General features: G+C 51.3%; 19 protein-coding genes. 5 read left to right on the top strand and 14 right to left on the bottom strand.

The window, feature by feature from the left end; all coding sequences use genetic code 11:
- Positions 1 to 362: 362 nt before the first annotated feature.
- The 3 genes from ACYU87_RS02025 to ACYU87_RS02035 form a co-directional block, all read right to left on the bottom strand.
- Positions 363 to 1,835: an alpha/beta hydrolase-fold protein gene (locus tag ACYU87_RS02025; RefSeq protein ID WP_461132352.1), complete on the bottom strand. Its 1,473-nt coding sequence runs from the start codon at positions 1,833 to 1,835 to the stop codon at positions 363 to 365.
- Between the two features lie 324 nt (positions 1,836 to 2,159).
- Positions 2,160 to 2,984, bottom strand: coding sequence for a 1,4-dihydroxy-2-naphthoyl-CoA synthase (gene menB, locus ACYU87_RS02030; RefSeq protein ID WP_461132353.1), 825 nt, complete (start codon positions 2,982 to 2,984; stop codon positions 2,160 to 2,162).
- Positions 2,985 to 3,062: 78 nt separating this feature from the next.
- Positions 3,063 to 3,521, bottom strand: coding sequence for a DUF2452 domain-containing protein (locus tag ACYU87_RS02035; RefSeq protein WP_461132354.1), 459 nt, complete (start codon positions 3,519 to 3,521; stop codon positions 3,063 to 3,065).
- Between the two features lie 196 nt (positions 3,522 to 3,717).
- Here ACYU87_RS02035 and ACYU87_RS02040 point away from each other — a divergent pair, with 196 nt between their 5' ends.
- The 3 genes from ACYU87_RS02040 to ACYU87_RS02050 are packed head-to-tail and all read left to right on the top strand — an operon-like array spanning position 3,718 to position 6,067.
- The gene (locus ACYU87_RS02040; RefSeq protein WP_461132355.1) at positions 3,718 to 4,185 is read left to right on the top strand and encodes a QcrA and Rieske domain-containing protein; all 468 of its coding nucleotides are present in this window, start codon (positions 3,718 to 3,720) and stop codon (positions 4,183 to 4,185) included.
- Between the two features lie 7 nt (positions 4,186 to 4,192).
- Complete coding sequence (locus ACYU87_RS02045; RefSeq protein ID WP_461132356.1) at positions 4,193 to 5,299, top strand: AMP-binding protein; 1,107 nt, start codon at positions 4,193 to 4,195, stop codon at positions 5,297 to 5,299.
- A 27-nt stretch (positions 5,300 to 5,326) separates the two neighbouring features.
- On the top strand, positions 5,327 to 6,067 hold the full coding sequence (locus ACYU87_RS02050) for a hypothetical protein (protein WP_461132357.1): 741 nt from the start codon (positions 5,327 to 5,329) through the stop codon (positions 6,065 to 6,067).
- On the opposite strand, the gene ACYU87_RS02055 is transcribed toward ACYU87_RS02050, so the two are convergent.
- The 8 genes from ACYU87_RS02055 to ACYU87_RS02090 all read right to left on the bottom strand — a co-directional run bounded on the left by ACYU87_RS02055 (position 6,064) and on the right by ACYU87_RS02090 (position 16,519).
- On the bottom strand, positions 6,064 to 6,723 hold the full coding sequence (locus ACYU87_RS02055) for a class I SAM-dependent methyltransferase (protein WP_461132358.1): 660 nt from the start codon (positions 6,721 to 6,723) through the stop codon (positions 6,064 to 6,066). The genes ACYU87_RS02050 and ACYU87_RS02055 overlap by 4 nt on opposite strands.
- Before the next feature lie 214 nt (positions 6,724 to 6,937).
- Entirely contained in the window at positions 6,938 to 9,424 is a 2,487-nt protein-coding gene (locus tag ACYU87_RS02060) for a hypothetical protein (RefSeq protein ID WP_461132359.1), read from the bottom strand.
- Complete coding sequence (locus ACYU87_RS02065; protein WP_461132360.1) at positions 9,408 to 10,508, bottom strand: hypothetical protein; 1,101 nt, start codon at positions 10,506 to 10,508, stop codon at positions 9,408 to 9,410. The genes ACYU87_RS02060 and ACYU87_RS02065 overlap by 17 nt, the downstream gene beginning before the upstream one ends.
- Before the next feature lie 33 nt (positions 10,509 to 10,541).
- A complete protein-coding gene (locus ACYU87_RS02070; protein ID WP_461132361.1) occupies positions 10,542 to 12,878 on the bottom strand; it encodes a glycoside hydrolase family 65 protein in 2,337 nt (778 codons plus the stop codon).
- 84 nt (positions 12,879 to 12,962) lie between these two features.
- Entirely contained in the window at positions 12,963 to 13,538 is a 576-nt protein-coding gene (locus ACYU87_RS02075) for a DinB family protein (protein ID WP_461132362.1), read from the bottom strand.
- A gap of 30 nt (positions 13,539 to 13,568) precedes the next feature.
- Positions 13,569 to 14,177 (bottom strand): nucleotidyltransferase family protein, encoded by a 609-nt coding sequence (locus ACYU87_RS02080; RefSeq protein WP_461132363.1) that lies wholly within the window; start codon positions 14,175 to 14,177, stop codon positions 13,569 to 13,571.
- 88 nt (positions 14,178 to 14,265) lie between these two features.
- Positions 14,266 to 15,027 (bottom strand): tRNA pseudouridine(38-40) synthase TruA, encoded by a 762-nt coding sequence (truA, locus tag ACYU87_RS02085; protein WP_461132364.1) that lies wholly within the window; start codon positions 15,025 to 15,027, stop codon positions 14,266 to 14,268.
- Positions 15,028 to 15,307: 280 nt separating this feature from the next.
- A complete protein-coding gene (locus ACYU87_RS02090) occupies positions 15,308 to 16,519 on the bottom strand; it encodes a helix-turn-helix domain-containing protein (protein ID WP_461132365.1) in 1,212 nt (403 codons plus the stop codon).
- Between the two features lie 152 nt (positions 16,520 to 16,671).
- Here ACYU87_RS02090 and ACYU87_RS02095 point away from each other — a divergent pair, with 152 nt between their 5' ends.
- Together ACYU87_RS02095 and ACYU87_RS02100 are read left to right on the top strand one after the other, a co-directional pair.
- A complete protein-coding gene (locus ACYU87_RS02095) occupies positions 16,672 to 18,102 on the top strand; it encodes an aldehyde dehydrogenase family protein (RefSeq protein WP_461132366.1) in 1,431 nt (476 codons plus the stop codon).
- Positions 18,103 to 18,188: 86 nt separating this feature from the next.
- Positions 18,189 to 21,164 (top strand): hypothetical protein, encoded by a 2,976-nt coding sequence (locus tag ACYU87_RS02100; protein ID WP_461132367.1) that lies wholly within the window; start codon positions 18,189 to 18,191, stop codon positions 21,162 to 21,164.
- A gap of 132 nt (positions 21,165 to 21,296) precedes the next feature.
- On the opposite strand, the gene ACYU87_RS02105 is transcribed toward ACYU87_RS02100, so the two are convergent.
- The 3 genes from ACYU87_RS02105 to ACYU87_RS02115 all read right to left on the bottom strand — a co-directional run bounded on the left by ACYU87_RS02105 (position 21,297) and on the right by ACYU87_RS02115 (position 24,231).
- The gene (locus tag ACYU87_RS02105) at positions 21,297 to 22,625 is read right to left on the bottom strand and encodes an ABC transporter permease (protein WP_461132368.1); all 1,329 of its coding nucleotides are present in this window, start codon (positions 22,623 to 22,625) and stop codon (positions 21,297 to 21,299) included.
- 75 nt (positions 22,626 to 22,700) lie between these two features.
- Positions 22,701 to 23,612 carry an ABC transporter ATP-binding protein gene (locus ACYU87_RS02110; protein WP_461132369.1) on the bottom strand — a complete coding sequence of 304 codons (912 nt, stop codon included), beginning with the start codon at positions 23,610 to 23,612 and terminating at the stop codon, positions 22,701 to 22,703.
- Between the two features lie 181 nt (positions 23,613 to 23,793).
- Positions 23,794 to 24,231, bottom strand: a complete 438-nt coding sequence (locus ACYU87_RS02115; RefSeq protein WP_461132370.1) for a chromate transporter — start codon at positions 24,229 to 24,231, stop codon at positions 23,794 to 23,796.
- Between the last annotated feature and the right edge of the window lie 31 nt (positions 24,232 to 24,262).

Below are 24,262 nucleotides of genomic sequence, written 5' to 3' on the forward strand. Positions count from 1 at the left end.
GATTAACCCGTTCGGAATAGCTATTGAGATCCAAAGCATATTCTGGCAAAATACTATTCATTTCCGGTACGTCCTGCCTGAATTATAAACCAATCAACAAGACGTTGCCCAGGCATATTCTCTTTCCCTGAACCTGCAATGCCACGCTCAGTCCGCTTTTTACGTACTGTTTCAAAAGGGTATATGCCGAGCAGGTTCGGTTTATATTTGGTGTGGATAGTGGTTTCAAAACGCTGACTCTCATAGGGTCAGCGTTTCTTGTTTCACGGTTGTATGAGCCTTCATGTAGCCGTAAGCATACGAAAATAGTTCCGGGTATAGTTGTTATTATTTCCTGAGGATCTGCCTTTTAACTAAACAATTTATAGTTCATTTTCCCACCATTTATCATTGGACGTGGTTGTCCTGAACATTCTCATTACAGGCTGCCTACCGTTATGGATCTGACGCAGTTGCGCCGTCACTTTATAAGATCCCTTCTTTAGATATACTGCGAAACTTTGCATTCTATAATCCAAATTTGTTATACTATTGATCAATAGTGCATGACCTACATATAATCTGGATCCCCCTGGCGCATCAATAACAAATACGTAATAGCTGTCAGTATCCACTTTCAGTGTTTTTTTAATAATAGCTACGGCATTTGTCGACTTATTTGCTTGCTGGCTATCAAGATTTGTTTGTGATTTATGAACTGTTTCTGCTACGTTTGTGGATGGCAACTCGTCCCATGAGCTGCTTGATGATAAGTGAACAGTAGAGGTATCTTTTATCTGTTCACTTTTTAGTTTATGTCTATCTATTGGATAGAAAAAAGCATTCAATGAATCTTTATATTGATCGCGAGTGGCGATGGTTTTCACGTTCAGCGTAGTAGGTTTACTGATTATAATTGCCTGATCCGGAGCGAATCTCGGTGACTTTTCCGTAGGATCTGTACCATCTAGCGTATAGCTAACGGAAGGATTTTTGTTTGCCACAAACAACCGAATTGGCTTCCCTTTTTCGATGAATCCCCCTCTGGGAGCAAAATCGAATTTCTCGGGCCAACAACCCGAATAAATATATTTTAAACCGTCATAAAACGCTTTATATTGTACACTATAGTGCGTTTCATTTTGATACGTTTTCAGTTGCCAGTGTATAGATTTGGGGGCTTTCGTTTGTAAAATATTGTTAAATTTCTTGCCCCCGTTTGTTTCAAACGAGTAATCGTTGGTGGCTATGAATAAAATAGTTTTCTTCGTTTCAAGGGTTGGCAGTTTCGTTTCAGCCAATTTTGCCAAAGATTCCTTCTCCCAATCTAGATTAGGGTCACAGGCAACGTAGGCTTGAAAGAGATCCGGATTTGTCAGAAAAGTGTGCACTGCAAACAGTCCGCCAAGCGAACTACCCAGCAGATTTTTCTGACCATTATTGGGATACTTTTTGTCTATGTATGGTAGAAGTTCTTTTTCTAAAAAAGAAAGAAATAATTTTGATCCATTTTTGTCCACATATGGCTCAAAATCACGATTTCGCTGATTGATACCGTCAATGTAGACATTGGAAATTAAAACTATAATTGTGTTGGGGAGAAATCCGCCTGACTTCGCAAAATTATATGCATTAGGGGCTAGTTCGGTATACCACTCGCCATCCAGCAAATAAATGACCCCGTACAACTCTTTATTCGTTTCGCTGTAGACAGATGGCAACACAATCTTAATACGTCGATTCTCGTTTAACGAGGTTGAAAAAAGAGAGTCTGTTATACTAGAGTTAATTTGTGCGTTTGCATATCCCAAAGACAGCAAGGCAACTAAAAAAAACAGTTTTACTTTTTCTACCATTAGTATTAGTGAATTCATCAACCGGAATAAGCATTACATAACTGGGATAAGGACAAGCAGGAACGTCTTAAGTTGCACGTTTGTAGAACTAATTTTTTACATACTGAGTAGGAAATTCAATAGACAGTCCACTATGGCAGTCAGAATTGACATAATTTGGCCTTAAAACAAAAAATGTCCGACCTCTCAGCCGGACATTCCTGTTGTATATTGAACCTGTTCAAGATTTTACTTTCGACGGGATTTTGTTATTCCAAAGCAGGAGGAATGACAAAATACTACCTTAGCTTTTTTGTAAATCCTAAACGACCTCCTTGGGTTCCGTTACGGAAACTTGGGAAATTTACTAAAGTCGGGTTTCCGTTTTTCCAGGAAAGCGTCTTTTCCTTCTTTTGCTTCTTCGGATAAATAGTAGAGCAGCGTCGCATCACCGGCCAGTTGCTGAATACCTGCCTGCCCATCCAGTTCCGCATTGAAGGAGGCTTTGAGCATCCGCAGGGCCAGCGGACTTTTTTCGAGCATTTTCCGGCACCACGCGATGGTCACTTCTTCTAGTTCGTCGAGAGGAACTACTTTGTTGACCAGACCCATATCCAGGGCTTCTTTGGCATCGTACTGATCGCAGAGAAACCAGATTTCGCGGGCTTTCTTCTGCCCCACAACCCGCGCCAGATAGGACGCCCCGAACCCACCGTCGAACGAACCCACCTTGGGACCTGTCTGCCCGAAACGGGCGTTTTCGGCGGCAATGCTCAAGTCACAGACAACGTGCAGCACGTGTCCGCCCCCAATGGCATACCCGGCAACCATGGCCACTACCGGCTTTGGTATACGTCGGATTTGCATTTGCAGATCCAGTACATTCAACCGGGGCACTTTGTCCTGACCTACGTAGCCGCCATGCCCGCGAATGGACTGATCTCCCCCCGAGCAAAACGCTTCACCGCCTTCGCCGGTCAGAATGATGACGCCTACCCGCTCGTCCTGCCGTGCCAGTTCCATCGCTTCCGACATTTCGGTAACGGTGAGGGGCGTAAAGGCATTGCGCTTGTGCGGCCGGTTGATACTGATTTTAGCTATACCGTCGTAGTAGCTGAACAGAATTTCCTGGTATTCCTTAATCGTTTCCCAGGGATAGTTGCTTTGCATAAATAATGAGTGAAAGAGTGAAAGATAGAAAGAGCGAAAGAGCCGCCCTTTCAAACGCTCTTTCGCTCTTTCTATCTTTCACTCATTATAAGAAACTTCGTGGTACTGCACGTCCCAGGTATGGTCGGCCATCATACGAACGGTGGCAAGACAGCGTTCGAACGGAAACTTGCGTCCCCATTCGGTAGGGCCAATCATGGATAGTAGATCTGTGCCATTTTTGCGCTGGTAGAAATAATAGGTATGCCCAACAACGGGTTCGAAACTCATCTGAGCGGAATAAATACGCTCCGACACTTCGACCCGGTGCCGAATGGCCGTTGCCTGTTCGGCCAGCAACTGCATTTGTTTGTACAGCTGGCTCAGTTGCATGTCCGTTTGCTCGCGCATAGCGGCCACGGCCCGGCCGGTTATTTTTCCCTTGTCTTCCGGCCGAATGACAGCGCCACCGGCTGTATGTGCGTAGGCCAGCAGACCGGGCGCTTCGGCAACCTTATCCGGCGAAATTGGGTTGACGAATACTTTTGCTTCTTCCATTCTTAAAGAGTAAAAGAGCGAATGAGTGAATGAGTGAAACGCTGACACAGGCGCTCTTTCACTCTTTCGCTCTTTCACTCGTTTTTGTTTGGTAACAGCCCGGCAAACGTATTTGTTTGCTGTCGTTGAATGACAAAAAATAACGCATATTTACACCTGAATAGGCCAAGCGCCACAAAAGTACGCTAAAACCGGTATGGAAACCACCCTTTACCCCATGGACAACGCGTTAATGCCACGTCACGAATTTTTCCGTCTTGTTGGTACCAGCATTGGCGCGATTCTGTTGTCGCGCTGTATAGCCGGTTGCGCCGGAGCGGGAGACCCGGACCCAACCCCAACCCCCAGCCAGAAAGTTGATTTTACGTTGCGTCTGGACGATAAGCTAAACGCAAACCTCCTGGTTAAAGGGGGTTATGTGACAGCCAATGGGGTCATTGTTGCTCAAACCAAAGACGGTCAGTACGTTGCGGTCTCGGCTGCCTGCACCCACCAGGGCACCGAACTGACCTACAAATCCGTTGAGAATCAATTCTACTGCCCCCTTCATTTGTCGCGTTTTGATACCACCGGTAAGGTGATCGTTGGCCCGGCCACGTTGCCCCTTACGCAATATACGGTTGAGACAAACCTGGCTGCAGGTACAATCCGAGTTCATAATTAGCGGATACATGCTGGTCGATCCTGTTTCTGCTGACACATGGCCGGTCCCGCAAACGCCTTACGAGGAAGAAGCACTGGCTTTTTGTCGAACCTGGCTGACTAATCAACAACAGTTTACGCTAGTTACCTCCGGCTCGACCGGAACGCCAAAGCCCATTCAGCTGACGCGGGCGCAGATGCAGGCCAGTGCCCACCTTACGGGCCAAACCCTTGGCTTACGGGCGGGTGATCCCGCGCTTGTCTGCCTGAATATCCGCTACGTTGCCGGTATTATGATGCTCGTTCGGGGCCTGGAACTGGGATTGCCCATGACCATCATCGAGCCCGCCAGTAATCCCTTAACGGGCCTTGACCCGGCCACCGCCAGCATTGCCTTTACAGCCCTTGTTCCGCTTCAACTACAAACGATTCTGGCCAACCCCGACGCCGGAAGCAGAGCGAAACAAGTGGATACGCTCAACCAGATGAAGGCTATTCTGGTGGGTGGAGCGGCCACGAGCCCGGCTCTGGAGCAGGCTTTGCAGGTGATTGATGCTCCTGTCTACGCCACGTACGGTATGACCGAGACCGTTTCGCACATTGCCCTCCGGCGATTAAACGGCCCGGATGCGAGCGATGTATTTACTGCTCTGGCGGGTGTCAACTTGGGCACCGATGCGCGGGGGTGCCTTCACATTACATCAGCCGCCACCAATTTTGAGCATATTCAGACCAACGATGTTGTCGAGCTGATTGCTGGTCAACATGGTTCGAGTCCTCACTTTCGGTTACTTGGCCGGGCCGACCGAATTATCAATACCGGCGGGGTGAAAGTACAACCCGAGCCAGTCGAGTTACTGATTCAGACGCTTCTGGCCGAAGATGCGGCTGCTTCCGGTAAGCCAATTCCCCGTCTGTTCGTAGCGGGCTTGCCCGATGAGCGTCTGGGCCAACGCCTTGTCGTGATCAGCGAGCGGGAGCCGATTCATGCTGACCAATGGCAACGGCTACAACATGCCATTCGGGAGTCGCTGGGGCCGTATGCCGTACCGAAAGAATGCCGTACCATTGATCAATTTGCGGAAACACCCACCGGCAAAGTTGATCAGAAGGCGACGGTAGCGCAAATGCGTTAACTTTGTGCCCTTGTTAACCGACGCTTTATGTCCTTCAAAAGTCTTCAGATTCGCTACCAGACGGCCCGTTCGTTGCCCGCCCCCTACTCGTATTTTTATACCCTGTCTATTACGACTGTTGCCGCCAACGCCCTTCAGGTAGCGCTTGCCATTACCTATCCAGACCGCGAAGACATTGATGACGACGAGCTGATTGCCGAAGGGTACACCCGCGATGACGATTATGCCTGGTCGGGTCGATTGCCCAGAGCCTGGTGGGAATCGCTGGCGGCTCTGGTACGTAAAACCCGGCTGCAACCCCTGAATGAGGACGAACTGGACGAAGAGGATGATTTCTGGGATATTACCATCGAACCGGATAATGGGACTAAAACCAGCGGAAAACCCACCAAACCCGACGACTGGCAATACCTGATGCAGGAACTGATTCAGGCAACCTATGAAGCACTCGGCCGTGAGCGCCCTTTCGAGCTAACGTATCTGAACCTCAGCGACCCAAGAGAAGAACTGGAGCTACGAATGACCGCTTCGTTTGTTGACCGCAGCGTGAAACTAACCACGGTCGAAAATCGACGTGAGCAAACGAAAACGCTCCCCTGGTCAACATTGCAGCACGTGATGAGCCAAGTATACAGCTACGATTATGACCCGGATGATGCCCAGCTGAAACGCCCCCGTCGCGACGGTCAATGGCTGAACCTGGGTACCGAAGAGTGGTATGATATCAGTACGTATCGAGCCGTCGGCAAGCTATTTCGGGATCTTTAACGCTGGCGTTGTGTCCTCGCCCATACCTCGGCCGATACCATGCCGCCTACCTGACGACGGTGCTCGTGAAGGACTAAATTCGCATTGAGCAGGCATTGCTGCCAGTCCGCCAGTCGGTTGGCTTCAATGCCTGCCGTTAGCCGGAAGAAGCGGATCATTGTCCATAAAAGTGCGCGCTGCCACCTGGCAGGCGGCTGAACAAAATCCGTCACCAGCCACAATCCGGTTGGTTTGAGCGCGTTCAATAAAGGTGGAATAAACCGGGTTTTCAGGGTCGTTTCCGTAAAAAGATCCAGTACGAAGGGCGTCATGATCACGTCGAACGATTCGTTAGGCAAGAGTACCGTTTCATCCCCGACCCGAAAATCGACCGATCCCAGGAGTGATTTCCGGATCATCCGCCGACTGGCGCGGGCCACCATCTTCCGCGACGTTTCGAGATACACGATGCGTCGGATACTACCGCGCTTCAGAAGTTGCTCCAGAAGCCAGCCTGTACCTCCGCCCACCAGCAGGACGGAAGCCCCGGCTGGTATCTGATCCAGAAAAACCACCTGAGCCCGCTGTAGTTTATGACCAAATACCAGGAAAGCAAGCGTGTCATATACGGGGGCTACCCAATTAAAATTACCTCCGTTGGTTGGGTTAGTGGCCATGTATGGGTTGAAGACTAGCTAAAGTAGATCGTAGTATTTATCGAGCGATTACCCGATGATTGTCCGTGTAATGTTCGCCATTGTAATAAAGCCATTACCTTGGGCCGTGTCCTCACGGCCCATGTGCGCGTTAGCAATACCATCCGATTCAGTGGCTCGTGAGGACACGAGCCACTGAATCAGGACAGAAACACACAAACCATGTCTCAAAAAGTTAATCCCCGTTTTCCTCCCCGAACGTCAGAAAGTCTTTATACATCGCGCATTCACGAATCATCTCCTTATCGAACAAACTGCGTCGGCGGTTTTTGAAAAATTCACTGTAGGCACTGGCGTATCTCGCCCTGCGTAATGTCAGCATATTTTTCACAAATGTTGAGTCTTCCTCATACACATACCCGTTGCGAATCTGCTCGATCGAACGCTGAACGGCGAACGCATGGGCTTCACAACGGGCGGCCATGTAAGCCGATCGGTCAGCCAGGGCGGGCGTTTTGGCCGCTTTTACCGATTGTTCGAAGTATCCTTTGGCGTGCGATGTCGTGTAATAATCGGTATTCATCAGCGCATCGAAGCGTTTTTGCCTGGCAACGGGATCGGTCGGCACATCATACACGGGCGGTTCTCCTGCGCTCCAGTACGACTTGACGAGCAGCCACGCATTCCCGTACCAGCTCAAATTCCACGCACCACACCCCAATTGATAATACAATTCAGCCGCCTGATCGCCCGTGGCGGATTGGGCCTGCTTTTCCAGATCGGCCATATGCCGGGCAAATTGAACCGGTGAGTAGGGATTCGGCTGCGATTCAGCCGGGAAGTTTACACCCATTGGGTTCGAAGCACGCTTGGCTCCCCCCGCCTGATCGACGGCTACGAGCCGAGGCATTTTAATCGCGAATGGGTTGGTTTTGTAGTAGAGCGTGAACGGTTCGCTCTGCCACAGTTTAGGATTTACGTTGCCAAACGCATCAGCCGCTTCGGCATAGCGATGCTCCATCATGAATCGTCGGCCCAGCAACAGCGTCAGCTGATCCGTGTTCAGCGTCGATAATTTAATCAGGCGTTTGTCAAAGTCGGTCTGGTTTGGCTGACGCATGAAGCGAATGGTCTGCTGAAGGGTGGCCGATGAAACCGTATCATCAATGGCATGAGGATCGACTGTACTTGCAAAATACGAGTTGGCACCGGGCTGGCTCGTCAGAATAGTAAACAAATAGGACTTTGCCCGAGCATTATCATCTACCGGCTGCGTTTTGGCACGGCTACAGCTCGACAGCCAGCCACTTTTCGGCGTATCCGAATACGTATACTTGTTGGCAAACTGCTTGCACACAGAAACATAGGCGTTGTTGATCCGGAAGTTTCCCGTGCTGTCGAATGCTTCCAGATAGCCAATCAGCTGCTGTTCTGTTTGCGGTGTAACGACTTCTGTTTGAGCTGACAGCAGCAGCATCCGCTGTACAGCAATCTGCGCGGTCAGGGTTTTGTTCGTGGCTGGCGATTGGTCGGCCTGATCGAGATGCGTTTGGGCTGCCGTGTAATCTTTACCCAGATAGTCCAGGTAAGCAGCCGCCGTGTACCAGAAAGCCGGATCGGCCAATGCTTTATTGTTGGCCGCTTCGAGCGCAAACGAACGTAGTTCATCGAAGTAGGCAGGTGCCTGATTTTTCCGGTTGGCAAACCTTACCGAATCCGGCGTTACACTTATGTTGTTGCGCGTGTACTCCTCGTCGGTCATAAAAAAATAGTACTCGTTTCGGTTGATCTCCCGCGCCATGATCAGTTCGATCAACGGATTTTTTGGGGTCAATCGAACCACTTCTTTGAGCATTGCCAATGCACCCGTTCCGCCGAGCGGTATACCGGGCTGAATGGCGCAGAGTGCATATACAGCCGCTCGTTCCGTGTCGGTTTTGGCGTACTCCAACGCCTTCTCCCGGAACTGGATACCATATTTACGGAGACTCGTTTCGGCGGCTTTCCGGCGCGACGGACACCGGTCGAATACCTGCGCAAATTCATAAATAGCCTTTGCTGTATCGCCCAGGGCCAGGCTGCCCCCCGCCCGGCGGCACAATGCCCAATCGCTGATAAACGTCTTTTTCGGAAGCGGACCCACGAGCTGGTCATACAGGTGCTGCGCCTGTTTGGGATCGCCCAGTTCGCTGGCCAGCTTTACTGCCTGGAAGGCATACCGTTCTTTCAAAAAAGCATCCGTGGTAGTCTGATACCGTTTTTTAGCCTCGTCAAGCGCCTGGGGTAGTTGTGTACTATCTACCTTGGATGCGTTTGGATTCCAGGGATTACCCTGCCCATTGTCAGCCGCCCAGGCAAAGGTTAAATAAGCGACGGCATCCGGATTTTTCTGCTCCAGACTCGCCCGTAACACCCGCACGGCGGTGCTTTCCTCATCGTATAGGGCCCGGCTGATCAACGTGTCCGGTAGCTTGTTGCCGGTGTAGTTTCCCCAGGCTTTTATATTCTCGTCAATGACGGCAGCCGGAACGCTTCCGTACGGCTCATAGGACTCGGCATCATTGTAAAACTGTGGCGTGAAGATGTATCGACTATCTTCGGGTTGCGCATTGCCCGATTCGGGCATGAAGAAACTCATGAACTCATTAGGATCGAACGAGGGGCCACAGGCCAAGCCGATCAGGACAAAGAACATAAAAGCGGGTCTACGGAAGCGGCCCATTGCCAAGCAGTGTTTGAAGCGTTTCAAGGGAATACGAAAAAAGTGCCGTTGAATCAAGGTGGTATAAAGCAAAAGTAATTCGTCGGTTCTGAATTTGGCTCAGCAACCGTTTTTTTTCGTTGACCAGCGTTTCAGCCGTAACGGCCTCAGCCCGAAACAGGTCGCCCCGTTGAATGGACAGCCCCAGCGCAACGGTATCGCACGTGGCGACAAACCGCATACTGTCGGCTTGCGGAGCCAGAAATTGACTGTTTGCCAGAACTTTACGATCAAGATTATTCAGAAAGGTAATAAACCGATTGTGCCGGTACACGACCGTCCAGCGGAATAAGGGCAGTGCAACATCCAGCGGTAGCGGATAAGTCGACACGAAAGACAGGTATTGATTCGCGATGTCGGCGTCGTAGATGGAGTTGCGCGTATCGGCCCGCTTCCAGTCCGCTACGTTATACAGCATCAGCATGCCGCGCGATACAGGCGGAATCCCGGTCTGGTCGGTGTATTTGATTTGATGCAGCCGGATGGTCGCCGAGAGCGGACAGCTAAATTGCTCAGTCAGCAACGAAAGCAATCGAAAATACCGGTCGCGGGTGCGGGGACTCCAGTCACAGTCGACCTGCACTTCGCCGAAGTTTAGTTTATTCTGCTGACAAATTTGCGTAATCGCCCGGTTGATATGGGTTGCCAGTTCTGCTACCCCGGCAGGCGGCAGGTTCAGGAGCGTGCGGTTGGTGATAAAGACCACCGGCACCACGCTCCCCACGGGCTTCTGCCGGAACCGCACAAACGCTTTGGGCACTGGTTTGTGAGTTCGAGCATCCCAATCAACATCGAAGAAATGGACGTATAACTTGTGAACGTGCAGCGTTTTGAGTTGCTCCCGTTCCGGGCGCGTTGGCGCATAGGTAGATTTCCAGTGGTAAAATGCAGGGGTGATCGCCCCTGCGTTTTCGGATTTCTTCTGGTCAGTCGATTGACAGGCTAGTAAAAACAAACAGGCTGCAACCAAGCAGCAGGCCGCCCAAACGCGAAGGCATATCGCTTGCGTATGGGCGGCCTTAAACTGAATGTATTTACCAACCATTCTACGAAATACAGCTATACATCAACGTGTGAATTAGGCCAGTACCTTCATACTCACGGTTTTATGGCTCTCAGCTTTGACCGTTACGTCTTTCCCGAGCAGTTGAATGGTAATGGGCTGGCCCGAAAAATTGTGCACCGTGACGTCCTGCTGGGTAGTTGTTACCTGCAACAACACGCCCCGGAAACGAATCTTGAACGACAGCGATTGCCAGTTATTCGGGCAGTATGGGTTGAGAACAACCCGAGCCTCGTTGCCCTGTCCGGTTTCAATCCGGAAACCGCCAAACCCTTTCACGACCGCCAGCCACGTACCCGCCATACTCGTGATGTGACAGCCATCTTCGGTGTCGTTGTTGTAATCGTCCAAATCAAGGCGGGCGGTACGCAGGTACATCTCATAGGCTTTTTCTTTCATGCCCAGTTTTGACGCCTGAATGGAGTGAACGCAGGGCGAGAGCGATGATTCGTGTACGGTCATTGGCTCGTAAAAATCAAAGTTTCGCTTTAACGTTTCGGTATCAAACTCATTTTCGAAGAAGTAGAGTCCCTGCAGTACGTCGGCCTGCTTGATGAAACACGACCGCAGAATCCGGTCCCACGACCAGTTCTGATTGATGGGCCGCTGACCTTTCGGTATATCCGACACGGGCATCAGGTCCTTGTCCAGGAAGCCTTCCTGCTGCAGAAATACCCCCAGCGATTCGTCTTTTGGCAGGTACATTTTCTCCACGATCTGCCGGGCCGTGGCCAGTTCTTTTTCCTCCCGGAAGTGAATCCGGTCGATCAGATCGGCGTAGACCGAGGGTTCCAGCGCCTTCACTTTCGCTACAGCTTCAATGGTGTACCGAAGCGTCCAGGCGGCAATGTAGTTGGTGTACCAGTTGTTGTTAACGTTATTTTCGTACTCGTTCGGCCCCGTTACGCCCAGCATCACGTATTGGTCTTTGGCTTTCGAGTAGTTGACCCGCTGGCTCCAGAACCGGCTGATGGCAATGAGTACTTCCAGCCCGTATTCGACCAGGTATTGCTCATCGCCGGTGTAACGCACGTAATCGAAAATGGCGTAGGCTATGGCGCCGTTCCGGTGAATTTCCTCGAACGTAATTTCCCATTCGTTGTGGCACTCTTCGCCCGTCATGGTCACCATCGGATAAAGCGCGGCCCCGGCCCGGAAACCAAGTTTCTGCGCATTTTCGATGGCTTTGCCGAGTTGCTTGTAGCGGTAAACGAGCAGATTTTTCGCTACCTTCTGTTCCGCCGTGGATAGGTAGAATGGCAGACAGTAGGCTTCGGTATCCCAATAAGTCGATCCGCCGTATTTCTCCCCCGTAAACCCTTTTGGTCCGATGTTTAGCCGCTCATCCTCACCGGTATAGGTCTGGTTGAGCTGAAAAATATTGAAACGAATACCCTGTTGCGCGGCAATATCGCCTTCAATGATAATGTCGTTTGTTTTCCATTTATCCGCCCAGGCCTGTTTCTGCTCAAACAGCATTTTTTCGTAGCCTTTGCGGGTAACTCGCTGGATGTACTGATGGGCGTCCTTAATGATCGTATCCGAATCGTAATTGAGCGACGATAGGTTCACGGCGTATTTGTAAATAACCGTTTCCTGCCCCTTCCGGCAGTCGAGGGTGATGCGGTTAGCGACGTATTTCTCGTACTTGATGGGCTGCGACTGATAATCGACTTTTACCCCATCCTGCTCAATCTCGACGCACATGCCCGTGGCCACGTGAAAGCCCGTTTTGCGCGTCCGAAGCTCAATAAACGCTTCTCCGTATCCGGTTTCTTTGCGTACCTCATCCCAGAACGTTTCATCATAGTTTGCGTCGCGGTTGCGGATGTCGCCGTTAATGTACGGAGTAATGGTAATTTTGGCCTCAAAATTCAGCGGCTTGATGGCGTATCGGATGGCTCCGGCCTCATCGTCAACGATGGAGCAAAACCGTTTGGCGTTCACCTGTAGTTCCCGCCCGCTCTTCAGTATGGCCACGAACGAACGTTCGAGATACCCTTCCTGCATGTTCAGCACCCGCCTGAAATCCCGCACCTCGCACTGGTTCAGATCGAGCGATTCATACTCGATATCAATGTCGATACCGATCCAGTTGGCCGCGTTCAGGACCTTGGCGAAGTATTCCGGGTAGCCGTTTTTCCACCAGCCTACCCTGGTTTTGTCGGGGTAATACACACCCGCAACGTAGTTACCCTGTAAGGTTTTGCCGGTAAACTTTTCCTCAAAATTACCGCGCTGGCCCAGTCGGCCATTACCGAGCGACATAACGCTTTCGGTAACTTCATTGACGTCACGGTGAAATCCTTCTTCAACAATATTCCAGGAATCCTGGATAATATAATTTTTCATCAACACCAGGGTTTTAGGTTTTCAGTTCTGAGCCGCTGCAATAATAGGGTTCAGAACTGAAAATCTATGATTATAAGCCTATACTTAGGCCAAAAATGTATCCATTTGTGCCTTTACCCGCAGCGCCTGCTTCATATGCCGCTCGGTGTGCGCCACCAGCATTCGGCATGCGTCGCCCAGCCGAAGCTTGAGCCAGTTGCCAAAAAGAGACATTACCTGCTCCCGATTCCAGTTCAGGTAGATGGCTTTGTTAAGCAGGGTGTTCAGTAAGGTTTGTAGGTCGAGGAATTGCCGGATTACATCGGCGGGCACTAGATCAGCGGCTTTTCGGGGGTAGATTACGCCCGGCGCGGGCAATTTGATCCTGACTTGTGGGTCGACGATAAACAGCATTGCTTTACCCACCAGGTCACTTTCCAGAAGCTGATCGCTGGGGTTTGTCTGCACCAGACCAAGCCGGTCTACCTTGTGCTGAATGTTGTGAATGTAGAATCGCTCAGCCAGATTAAGATGCTGCAAACATTCGATAATACTCCATTGATCAGACGCGGGTTTCCAGCGAAGCTGCTCGTCAGTAAGGGGTACAAACTCCCGTTCTACGATGCGGAGAACTGTCTCAAGACGGATTTGAAGGTCGCTGGCAGTAGCTAGTTTTTGCATGAAATTTATTCCAGTCCGGGTTATCGGCCTCTACGATGTGTGCATAATGACCTGCTGAAACAAGTCCAGATCACGCTTGGAATCCAGATCGATGGAACCGGCTTCGAACGGCACTTCCGAACGATCGTTTCGATGGCGGGCGATCACCCATTTAACGCCTTTGTCGCCCTCCAGTTGCAGGAGTTCGTTGATGTAATCGCGGTGAAACAGCGCTGGTACACTGAGCTGAGTATCGTAGCGGCAGGCCACGATACCTTTGCCTTCCTCGTTCTGTACGTCGACCATGTGCTGCAACAGGCCGAGCGATACCAGTGGCTGATCGGTGTGAAGCACCAGAACGGCGTCGATATCTTTGTTGGTGAGGTACAGCGCGGCCAGTCCTATTTTCAGCGACGATGCCTGACCGGTTGGCCAATTCGAATTATCGACCAGCGTGATGGGTAATCCGCTGAGTTCGGGGACGATCTGCGCCCGATTAGCGCCTAAAACAACAACGACGGGCCCACGTTGTAGCGCCAATGCACTTTCTGTTACCCGTCGCAGGAGCGACTGGCCTTTATAGCTGATCAACTGCTTGGGTTCGCCCCCCATTCGCGACGAGTCGCCAGCGGCTAGTATGATGGTTCCGATTCCTGACAAAATTTCTTTTTTTTACTTGAATGTCATGAAAAAAGAGTGAAAAACTAAAGAGCGAAAGAGTGAACATTACGCACAAGCACTCATTCAATCATTCACTCTTTATCGCTGCAAACACCTCCCCTGGATAACCGACCTCGACCAGTGAAAGCCCCTGGGCGGGGGCGGCTCGTCCAGCTTTTCGGCGGTCACGGGCCAGAATGATCTGATCGAAGGCATCGACACTTAAACGATCCTGTCCTACCGCCAGTAAGGTTCCGACGATGGCCCGGACCATGCCGTGCAAAAACCGATTGGCTTTGATATGAAAGACCAGATCGCCGGTGGCCCGTTGCTCCCAACAGGCTCGTTCAATCTGGCAGTTGAACGTCAGCACATCCGTTTTGACTTTGCTGAAACTTTCAAAATCTATGTGATGCAGCAACCGGTTGGCCGCTTCGTTCATGCGTTCAATCAACAGCGGCAAGGTAAACACATAAACGAGCCCATCGCGAAACGGGTCTTTTCGGGGGCTGATCGTGTATTGATAATACCGGGATATAGCCGTGAACCGGGCATGATCGTCGGGGCGGACGGGAAAGCAGTCATACACCGCAATATCCGCTGGAATCATGCTGTTGATCGAGCGGATCAGGTTTACGGGCAACGGGGTATCGAACTCAAAATGGGCAAATTGTTCAGCCGCATGCACACCGGCATCGGTTCGTCCGCTGCCTACAATGGCAATCGGTTGCCGTAAAATCGTGCTTAACGCTGTTTCGAGTACTTCCTGAACACTCAGGCCGTTTGGTTGCCGTTGCCAGCCGTGGTAAGCCGTACCCCTGTAGGCCAATTGAAGAAAGTAGCGCGTCATTAGCGCAAAAGTAGGCTATATATCGGCGTGCTGAAAATAGAAGGGGGCAATGGTTTCAGGAAAATGCCTGTCCCCAGAGCCCCCGTGTTATAAAGAGGAAGGAAAATATCGTAAGTCAGACTTGTTTTGACAACGTGAAACCGGGTTGATAAACCAGCACTCGCCATGTTCAGAACAATAATCAGACCTACCTTATCCTAACCTGCTCGTCAGTGAGTTGTATTGTCTGATTGAGTAAATGGATAAATTAGTGAGGTAACGGTCCACCAGTCGAAAAGAGCTAAATTCGTTCGACCTCGAAGCGTAATTCATCAACCAATTGCTTCAGGCGATCCGTATTGGGGGCCGGAGGAGGCAGTTGCTGACTCACAAAGGCAGCGATCTCCCACACTTCCTGAACATCTTTCAAAACAATTTCCCGATTTTGAATATCGGCCCGGTCGGCCGTTAAGAGCAAAGTTCCCTTTACTTTTACCTGGTTATAAACCCGTCGGCAAACAATCCCGGTTCCATTGGCCGGTATATCGGAACGCTGGGGTTGAATAAGCAGAATATAGAGTTTTCCGTCGGCAATGTCGAACCAGTTCCGGATGAATTTACCCACCAGCAGTGCCTTCGGAAAAACGAAATCATCGCCAGCCTCGAACGCCCGATAGTGCCCCTCGGGCAGGGTAGGCAGGTGCATAGCCGGCAGGTGATGCAAAAAATCAGCCTGCTGATAGCGTTGGCAATAATCGGCAAACTGGCGCTGCATCACCACCGGAATCGTGGGAGCAATCGGTTGAGCCAACGCCGGTTGCCGGGCCGAGGTGGCATGGCCCTCGTACACATTATTAAACGCCATCGAGTCAGCTGGATAACTTACCGGCAACTTGGGGGCCGGGGGTATTACGCGCGGTTCCGGCTGCGCACTGAACAACTCATCGAGGGATGACTGATTTCGTTCCTGTGCGTTAGCGGCTGACGGCTCCTGGCTGAAAACCATCGGCTGAGGCCGTTCGGGCGTTCCCTGACCAGGCCGAACGGGAGACGTAATAACGGGGGGAACGGGCGCCGGGCGATTTTCTTCCTGCGTTCGGTAATACTTATTCAGAACCGACGAAAGGGGTTGCGGCTCGGGAACCGGTAGACTGGGCTGGGCAAAAATATCCGGAAAATCAGGATGCTGAAACGGATCATCCTCGTCGGGATCGAGCTTACCGTCCGTGCGGATCGTATGCAAACGTGACTCAATAGCTTTAGCGGGCTGGCCCAGCGGGATGGTCAAATTGGGGGTTTCGCGAAGTTTCCGAAGGTCTTGCCGGGTTAGCAGCTCAACCGTTGTATTGAACGCTTTAGCAATAGCCTGTATATTTTGCCCGTTCGGATTGGCGCGGCCTTCTTCATAGGCTCCTAATAACGAACGTTTTATGTTTATTTTCCGAGAAAATTGCTCTTGCGTCAGACCATTCAGTTTGCGCAGATAGCGGATGTTGTCACTGACGAGCGTCATCCAGAATAGGGTTTACTAAAGTTTCAGCTAAGATAAGGTTTCGCGTTTTAAATGCCAATACCCGCCCGTTCGGCCGATTTTTTGTATTTTTAGTGCAATTCATAGAACGATACCCCCTGGTGGTAAGCGCCCACTTTACCTGTCCGTATTGCATGACCTCCCCTCTCTCCGAAACCAGCCTGCGCGATAAGTTACAATCGGCGTTCAACACCCAGCGCCAGTACGCACGCCAAATGGCATTGACTACGGCCGAGCAACGTATTGAACGCATCCGACGCATTCAGACCTGGATCAACGTCCACCAAACGGAGATTCAGCAGGTTATGTACGATGACTTCCGAAAGCCGTCCGCCGAGGTTGTCCTTGGCGAATTGATGGCGCTCCACGCCGAGATCAACCACACCATACAACGCCTGAAGGGCTGGATGAAACCCCAGCGACTGCCTACTCCGCTACCCCTAATCGGCACCAAAAGTCAGCTGATCCATGAACCCAAGGGTAACGTACTCATTATTGCCCCCTGGAATTACCCGTTCGTTTTGAGTATCCGTCCGCTGGTCTCGGCTATTGCCGCCGGCAATGTGGTCATGCTCAAGCCGTCGGAGCTGACGCCCCACACGGCCGGACTTATTGACAGAATGATCACGGAACTGTTTCCGGCTCAGGAAGTAGCTGTTTTTAACGGTGATGCCCACGTTTCGCAGGCGTTACTGGCGCTGCCGTTCAACCACATTTTCTTTACGGGAAGCCCGGCCGTTGGGCGGGTCGTTATGACGGCAGCCGCGCGGCACCTGGCATCCGTTACGCTGGAGTTGGGAGGTAAGTCACCCGCCATTGTCGACGGGTCGGCCAATGTAAAGCAGGCAGCCGGACAGATCGCCTGGGGAAAGTTTCTGAACAATGGTCAAACCTGTATTGCGCCCGATTATGTCCTGGTTCACCAATCCGTCCGGAAGTCCTTCACCCAGGCGTTAAGCCATGCCTTAACCGGTATGTACAGCCCTGACGGAAAGCCCGTTGAGTCGTCGGACAGTTACGCCCGCATTGTCAACAAGCATCATTTTGACCGGATTCACGGGTTGCTAAATGATGCTGTGAGCAAAGGCGCAACCATCACACATGGCGGGAAAATGAACGCGGCTGACCATTTCATTGAGCCCACATTACTGGAAAATGTAACGGATGAAATGCAGATCATGCAGGACGAGATTTTCGGCCCCGTGCTGCCCATTCTTACCTATGCCGACCTGGACGATGCTCTTCAGGTCGTTAACCAGCGCGAGAAACCCCTGGCCCTTTACATCCACAGCCGAAACAAAAAAACCGTTCAGTACATCCTGGATCGAACTTCGGCGGGGGACACGGTCGTGAACGACACGCTGCTGCAATTCGGAAACGTCGAGCTACCCTTTGGCGGAGTTAACAACAGCGGTCTGGGCAAATCCAACGGCTTTTTCAGTTTTCAGGCGTTTTCCAACCAGCGGGGCGTCATGCAGCGGGAGTTTGGTACTATGAAATTCATCTATCCGCCGTATACCGAGACCGTAAAGAAGCTGATCAATTTTTTGGTGAAGTATTTGTAGGACATCCTATCCACATTACCAGCAAAAACGCCCTGCATTGACGATACAGGGCGTTTTTTCGTTAAAATCTTGTACCTTGACACCGTATGTTACACCGACACGTTCTTCGCGCTTTATTTCTTCTGGCAGGCCATTTAGTTACGGCGCAGTCCTTACCCATTCTCAGTCAGAACCCAACAAGCTTGCACTGGTATCGCCTGTCTACTCCGCATTTTCGGGTGATTTACCCAACCGGGTTCGACTCTACAGCCCAGCGGACGGCCAACCGGCTGGAACGTTTGTACGAACCCGCCAGTGCATCCCTCCAGAAACAGCCCCGGCGCATTTCGGTGCTCCTGCAGAATCAGACAACGAACAGCAACGGGTTCGTCACCTTGTTTCCACGCCGGTCGGAGTTTTTTGCCGTAGCTCCCCAGGACCCCGGTTTGCTGGGTACCTTCGACTGGCTCGATTTACTGGCCGTTCACGAGTATCGACACGTTGTTCAGAACGATAAGGCACTTCAGGGATACGGACGCGTACTCTACACACTTCTGGGCAATACGGGGCTGGGGCTACCTCTGTTCACTGTTCCCGACTGGTTTGCCGAAGGCGATGCCGTTAGCAATGAAACCCTGCTCAGCACCAGCGGCCGTGGTCGCATCCCTAATTTCGACCTGGGGATGCGGGCAAACTTACTGGCTAACGTAGATACGTCCAGCGTGGGCTCGCCGGGCGTGCACTCCCACAAAAAACGCTTTAATTACCAGAAAGCAGTGGGCGGTTCCTACCGTGACAATGTGCCAAACCATTACGTACTGGGCTACTTTCTGACAACGTATCTCAAACGAACGTATGGGCCCGATGTCTGGAGCCGGGTTCTTAATCGAAATTATCGCCGGTTTCCCTGGCCGTTTGCCTTCTCGGCCAGTATCAAGGATGAGACCGGGTTGAGGACGGAGGACTTATACCAGAAAACGATGGATGACCTCACCGAGACCTGGCAAAAAGAGCAGGCCGGTCTGACCATTACCCCAGCGACAACGTTTCCGATTACCGCCGAGAAACAGGCATCCAGCCGGCCGGTATTTACCAATTACCAGCATCCCCAATTTCTGACCGACTCAACCGTACTGAGCGTGAAAAGCGGCCTTGGCGATACCCCCCGGCTGGTTATTCTAAATAAGAAAGGACAGGAGAAGACAATTTTCGTGCAGGGATTTCCCAATGACCCGGACATGTTGTCGGCCTCGTCTACCAAAGCCTGCTGGATTGAATTTGGCTATGATCCTCGCTGGGGGCAGCGCATTTATTCGAACATCCGTATTCTTGATCTTAAGACAAAAAAACTGACTCGCCTGACGCACCGCGCCCGGTACACAGTGGCCGCCCTCTCACCCGATAACAGCCGGCTAATTGTGGTCGAAAACACGGATCGCTATAAAATCCGATTGCTTGTTCTGGACGCAAAAACGGGGAAGGTTCAGAAAGCTATTCCCAATCCTGACAACGAATTTTACCTGCACCCGCGCTGGAAAGACAACCAAACCATTGTGGCAGTGGCCCTGAAGAATGGCCGAAAAACGATACAACGCATTGATATAGAATCCGGTACGCGAACCGATCTGCTACCACGAGTCAACGAAAACATCAGCCATCCGCAACCCTGGGGCAACTATGTGTTATACAACTCGCCCCGGTCGGGTATCGACAATATTTACGCGGTAGACACCCGATCCAGCCAGGTGTTTCAGGTTACCTCGCGTCCACTGGCCGCTTATCACGCGGCCGTTTCGCCATCGGGTTCGCGCCTGGCTTTTGAAGACTTCTCCGCGACGGGTTATCGCATTGATGATATGCCGCTGGAACCGGCCACCTGGAAGCCCGTGACGGAGCCTGTTAAAGAACAGGGCGTTCGCTATTTTGGTCCGCTGCTTACGCTGGAACCGGGCGCAGCGCAGGGTCGTCTGGCGCTCAAGGATTCGGTATCGGGTGCAGTCGCCTATGCTCCCTCCCGGTTCAGGCGGGTAGCTAATTCACTGAACGTTTACAGTTGGGGACCCGTGTTCAGTAGTACGGGGCAGGCCCTGTCAGTAGGGTTGAGTTCGCAGGATTTATTAAGCACTACGCAAATTAGCGTTGGCTATAACTACAACCAGGCCGAACGGGCGGGCAATGCTTTTGCGCTGCTGAGTTACCAGGGACTTTATCCTATTATTGACGTTAGTTTCCAGCGCGGTTCGCGCAGTACATCGCTGTACATTGATCGGGTAGCGCCCGCCGACAGTTTTCGCACCGACCGCTGGCAGTATAACCAGTTAACCGCTGGCTTCCGGTTACCCTTTCAATTAACCAACTCCAAGTACAGTCAGAACCTTAGCCTGTCGGCTTATTACAACTACTTGCATGTAACGGGTTACGATTTACCATATCGGTACATAACGGAAGTTGGGTCGGCGGGTTCGCTGAATGCGCTTACCTATGGGTTTAGCTACTCGCGTTTGCTTCGCCAGAGTAAGCGGGATGTAGCGCCCCGCTGGGGCCAAACGCTCTCGGCCAACTACCGGAACACACCTTTTGGCGGCCAGCTAACCAGCGAGCAGTGGGGCGTTCAGGCAAATTTGTTTTTCCCGGGATTGGCCAAGCATCATTCCCTTCGGTTTCGGGCGGGATATCAACAGCAGGCGCGGGGTACGTATCAGTTCAGCTCGATCGTGTTTTTTCCCCGTGGGCAATTGTATGTCAGCGACGACCAGATCAAGGCGGGTAGCGTCGAATATCGGCTCCCGATCGCGGACACACATTGGTCACTGGGCCGGTGGCTGTACATACAGCGCATTAAGGCCGGAGGGTTTTATGACGCAACCAACGGACAATCCCGAGTCGAATTACGCGATGCAAATGGCCGGCTACGGGGCTACGAAGACCAGCGCCACACCTTCCAGACGACTGGCCTCGACGTATCATTTGTATTCAACACCCTTCGGCTACGCACCCCCTTTGAGGCAGGTTTCCGTACCATCTACAACGTAATAACCGGTCAGTGGCTGGTCCAGCCGCTGGTGCTGGATATTGGGTTTTAGGGGGTAGAATAGTTTGTGGTTTACGGTTTGTGGTTGGCTGACCGCACCGGCGGACCGGCGTCAGCAACTGGTGCGAAAACAACTGACGCCGGTCCGCCGGTGCGGTCAGCCAACCACAAACCGTAAACCGTCCTATCCCTTATAAAACACCCATTTCGAGAGTTCACGGAAGGTTACTTTTTTACCGTACATCAGAATACCGACGCGGTAGATACGAGCGGCCAACCAGGTGGTTCCAACAAAACCCAGCACCAGCAACACCATCGACAGGGCCAGTTCCCAGACGGGTACACCAAACGGAATCCGGACCATCATGACCACCGGCGAGGTAAACGGAATCATGGATGTCCAGAAGGCCAACGGTCCATCGGGATCGCGCACCGCAATCTGAGCAAAGGCGATGGCGGCAATAATGGGCATCATGATTGGAAACATAAACTGCTGCGTCTCCGTCTCATTGTCGACGGCGGCTCCCACTGCTCCAAACAGAGCGCTGTACAGCAGATACCCACCCAGAAAATAAAACAGAAAGCAGCCGATGATCAGCGGAATGTTCAGCGTTTCAATAGCCGCCATCACATCGGCAACGGGATTTTTGGCCGTTGCCATTTTACCCTGCACTTCCTGTCCGCCGGGCATACCGCCCATACGCGCCGTTACGGCCGACTGCGCTGTTTCTTTGGGACTACCGCCAATAAATTGAGAACTTAGCGTCATCAGACCCACCGTGAGCACGATCCAGAGCATAAATTGGGTCAGGCCAACCAGAGCGACCCCGATAATTTTGCCCAGCATCAACTGGAAAGGCTTCACCGACGAAATAATCACCTCCACAATTCGGTTGGTTTTTTCTTCCATCACCCCCCGCATGACCTGAGTTCCGTAAATCAGCACGGATATATAGATCAACAGCGCACAGAAGCCGCTGATAATGGTCGTAGCAATCCCGTTATTACTCTTCTCGCCCCCGTCGCTCAGGCTGATGGTCTGGGCATCCACGTTCACTTTAGCATCCTGAATCACCTTTTGGGTAATGCCCGCCTGCTCCAGTTTAATGGTTTCGATTTCTTTGGAAATGGCCCGTTCAATATTACTTTGCAACGCCAGGCTCACACTTTTTTCCGAGAAAATCTGTACGGTTTTGGGTTGCTCAATCACGTTTTCGGGAATAAAAACCAGTGCATTGAACCCCTGCTTGACGAACGTTTTCTTGGCGTCCGCCAGTGATTGTTTCGGGTAAGAGTAAACCGTTTCGTCGTCATTTTTGAATTGATTGATAAAGCGACCGCTTTCATCGACGATGGCAATTTTCTTCTGGTTGATCGAACTGACCGCGGCCCAGCCAATGATGGCGTAGAAACCAAAAATCAGCAACGGGCCCAGAATCGTCATAATAATGAACGACTTTTTACGGACCCGAACCATGTACTCGCGTTTGATAATAAGGAAAATTGTGTGCATGATTTTAAAGAATGAATGAGCGAATGAGTGAATGAGCGATTAGCGAGTAAGCTTTTGTGTCGCGCATTTGCTCGTTCAATCATTGGTTTCGCCTACGGCCTGAATGAAAATGTCGTTCATACTGGGTATGTTTTCGCCGAATGCCCGGACCGCCACCCGATCGAGCAGGTAACGAATGAGGTCGTTTACCGCAGCATCGGGCGGAATGCGAATGTCGGCCCGCATAAATCCATCATCGGCGGTCTGGGTTTTGAGTACCTCAAAAGCCGGGGGCAGTGTCTCCAGTTCGCCCTGGTATTCGACGTGATACGTATGGGTTTTAAATTGCTCTTTGATCGCTCGCTTCGGCCCGTCCAGCACCTTGTGCGCCCGGTTGATCAGGGCAATATTATCGCACAACTCTTCGACCGATTCCATGCGGTGCGTCGAGAAGATGATCGTTTTGCCCTTGTCACGCAACTCCAGGATTTCGTCTTTTATCAGATTGGCATTGATCGGGTCAAATCCCGAGAAGGGTTCATCCAGAATAATCAGGTCGGGTTCGTGCATGACGGTTGCCACAAACTGCACTTTCTGCTGCATCCCTTTAGACAGGTCCTCCACATTTTTGGTCCACCAGGTCTTGATATCAAACTTGACAAACCAGATTTTTAACTTCTCCATGGCCTGTTTTTCCGTCAGTCCTTTCAGCTGAGCCAAATAAAGAAGTTGTTCGCCAACCTTCATCTTCTTATAAAGTCCGCGTTCTTCGGGCAGGTAACCGATCCGCTTGATGTGGCTCGGATTCAGTCGCTCACCAGCCAGAATAACCTCGCCGGAGTCGGGGGCCGTAATCTGATTTATAATCCGGATGAGTGACGTTTTACCAGCTCCATTGGGACCGAGCAGGCCAAAAATACACCCCTGCGGCACGGATAGACTGACATCATCCAGCGCACGGTGTTGCGCATACTGCTTGATAATGTGATGGGTTTCGAGTATGTTCATTTAGCTTAGGTATGTGGGTGATTGTGTTCTGTTGGTTCAAACTACCGGCTTTTGGCAGATGGCGCCAACCAATTTACGGATGAACTGTCAACCAGCTACACAGACGGCAATAAAAACGGCCACAATGCGTCTGTTGTGGCCGTTTTTAACGATAAGTCTATACGTAAATTCCTTAAACTCCTCAATTATAGTATTCCCGAACCTGAAAAAGCAGCATCAGAAATAATAATCCCAGCAAGATACCGATCAAACTAAACGAAAAAATACTACTGACGATACTCAGCAATTGTGCGTAATAACTCAGCACCCAGCCCGCCCGCTTCCGATTGAACAGACCGGGGAGCGCCATAAACCCCAGCACGATCTGAGCAAGCGCGATAACCATAGCAATGGTATACCCGATGCCCACCCCGGCCCCACCCCTGTACGATGGGGGTACCATATCGGCCCCGATTCCCAGAAAAGCCAGAACACCGGGCAAAGCCAGCAGCAGCAATACGAGCGATACCATAGGCCAGTATTTCACAAACCCCTCCCGAAAGTTATACGGGAATTGAAAAGGCGCTTTTGTGGTAAAGAAAGGAGCCAGTTCGGTCTCCAGCAAGGCAGGTTGGGCCATAGGACTGTACGGTAAACGAGTGAAAAAAAGT

The sequence above is a fragment of the Spirosoma lituiforme genome (genome assembly GCF_054776635.1).

What these genes read in the sequence shown, in the direction of transcription:
- ACYU87_RS02100 (WP_461132367.1), top strand. Translation starts at nt 18,189, where the DNA reads ATGTTACACCGACACGTTCTTCGCGCTTTATTTCTTCTGGCAGGCCAT.
- ACYU87_RS02065 (WP_461132360.1), bottom strand. Translation starts at nt 10,508, where the DNA reads ATGGTTGGTAAATACATTCAGTTTAAGGCCGCCCATACGCAAGCGATA.
- ACYU87_RS02105 (WP_461132368.1), bottom strand. Translation starts at nt 22,625, where the DNA reads ATGCACACAATTTTCCTTATTATCAAACGCGAGTACATGGTTCGGGTC.
- ACYU87_RS02060 (WP_461132359.1), bottom strand. Translation starts at nt 9,424, where the DNA reads ATGGGCCGCTTCCGTAGACCCGCTTTTATGTTCTTTGTCCTGATCGGC.
- menB (WP_461132353.1), bottom strand. Translation starts at nt 2,984, where the DNA reads ATGCAAAGCAACTATCCCTGGGAAACGATTAAGGAATACCAGGAAATT.
- ACYU87_RS02115 (WP_461132370.1), bottom strand. Translation starts at nt 24,231, where the DNA reads ATGGCCCAACCTGCCTTGCTGGAGACCGAACTGGCTCCTTTCTTTACC.
- ACYU87_RS02075 (WP_461132362.1), bottom strand. Translation starts at nt 13,538, where the DNA reads ATGCAAAAACTAGCTACTGCCAGCGACCTTCAAATCCGTCTTGAGACA.
- ACYU87_RS02040 (WP_461132355.1), top strand. Translation starts at nt 3,718, where the DNA reads ATGGAAACCACCCTTTACCCCATGGACAACGCGTTAATGCCACGTCAC.
- ACYU87_RS02035 (WP_461132354.1), bottom strand. Translation starts at nt 3,521, where the DNA reads ATGGAAGAAGCAAAAGTATTCGTCAACCCAATTTCGCCGGATAAGGTT.
- ACYU87_RS02055 (WP_461132358.1), bottom strand. Translation starts at nt 6,723, where the DNA reads ATGGCCACTAACCCAACCAACGGAGGTAATTTTAATTGGGTAGCCCCC.
- truA (WP_461132364.1), bottom strand. Translation starts at nt 15,027, where the DNA reads ATGACGCGCTACTTTCTTCAATTGGCCTACAGGGGTACGGCTTACCAC.
- ACYU87_RS02090 (WP_461132365.1), bottom strand. Translation starts at nt 16,519, where the DNA reads ATGACGCTCGTCAGTGACAACATCCGCTATCTGCGCAAACTGAATGGT.
- ACYU87_RS02070 (WP_461132361.1), bottom strand. Translation starts at nt 12,878, where the DNA reads ATGAAAAATTATATTATCCAGGATTCCTGGAATATTGTTGAAGAAGGA.
- ACYU87_RS02045 (WP_461132356.1), top strand. Translation starts at nt 4,193, where the DNA reads ATGCTGGTCGATCCTGTTTCTGCTGACACATGGCCGGTCCCGCAAACG.
- ACYU87_RS02025 (WP_461132352.1), bottom strand. Translation starts at nt 1,835, where the DNA reads ATGGTAGAAAAAGTAAAACTGTTTTTTTTAGTTGCCTTGCTGTCTTTG.
- ACYU87_RS02110 (WP_461132369.1), bottom strand. Translation starts at nt 23,612, where the DNA reads ATGAACATACTCGAAACCCATCACATTATCAAGCAGTATGCGCAACAC.
- ACYU87_RS02095 (WP_461132366.1), top strand. Translation starts at nt 16,672, where the DNA reads ATGACCTCCCCTCTCTCCGAAACCAGCCTGCGCGATAAGTTACAATCG.
- ACYU87_RS02050 (WP_461132357.1), top strand. Translation starts at nt 5,327, where the DNA reads ATGTCCTTCAAAAGTCTTCAGATTCGCTACCAGACGGCCCGTTCGTTG.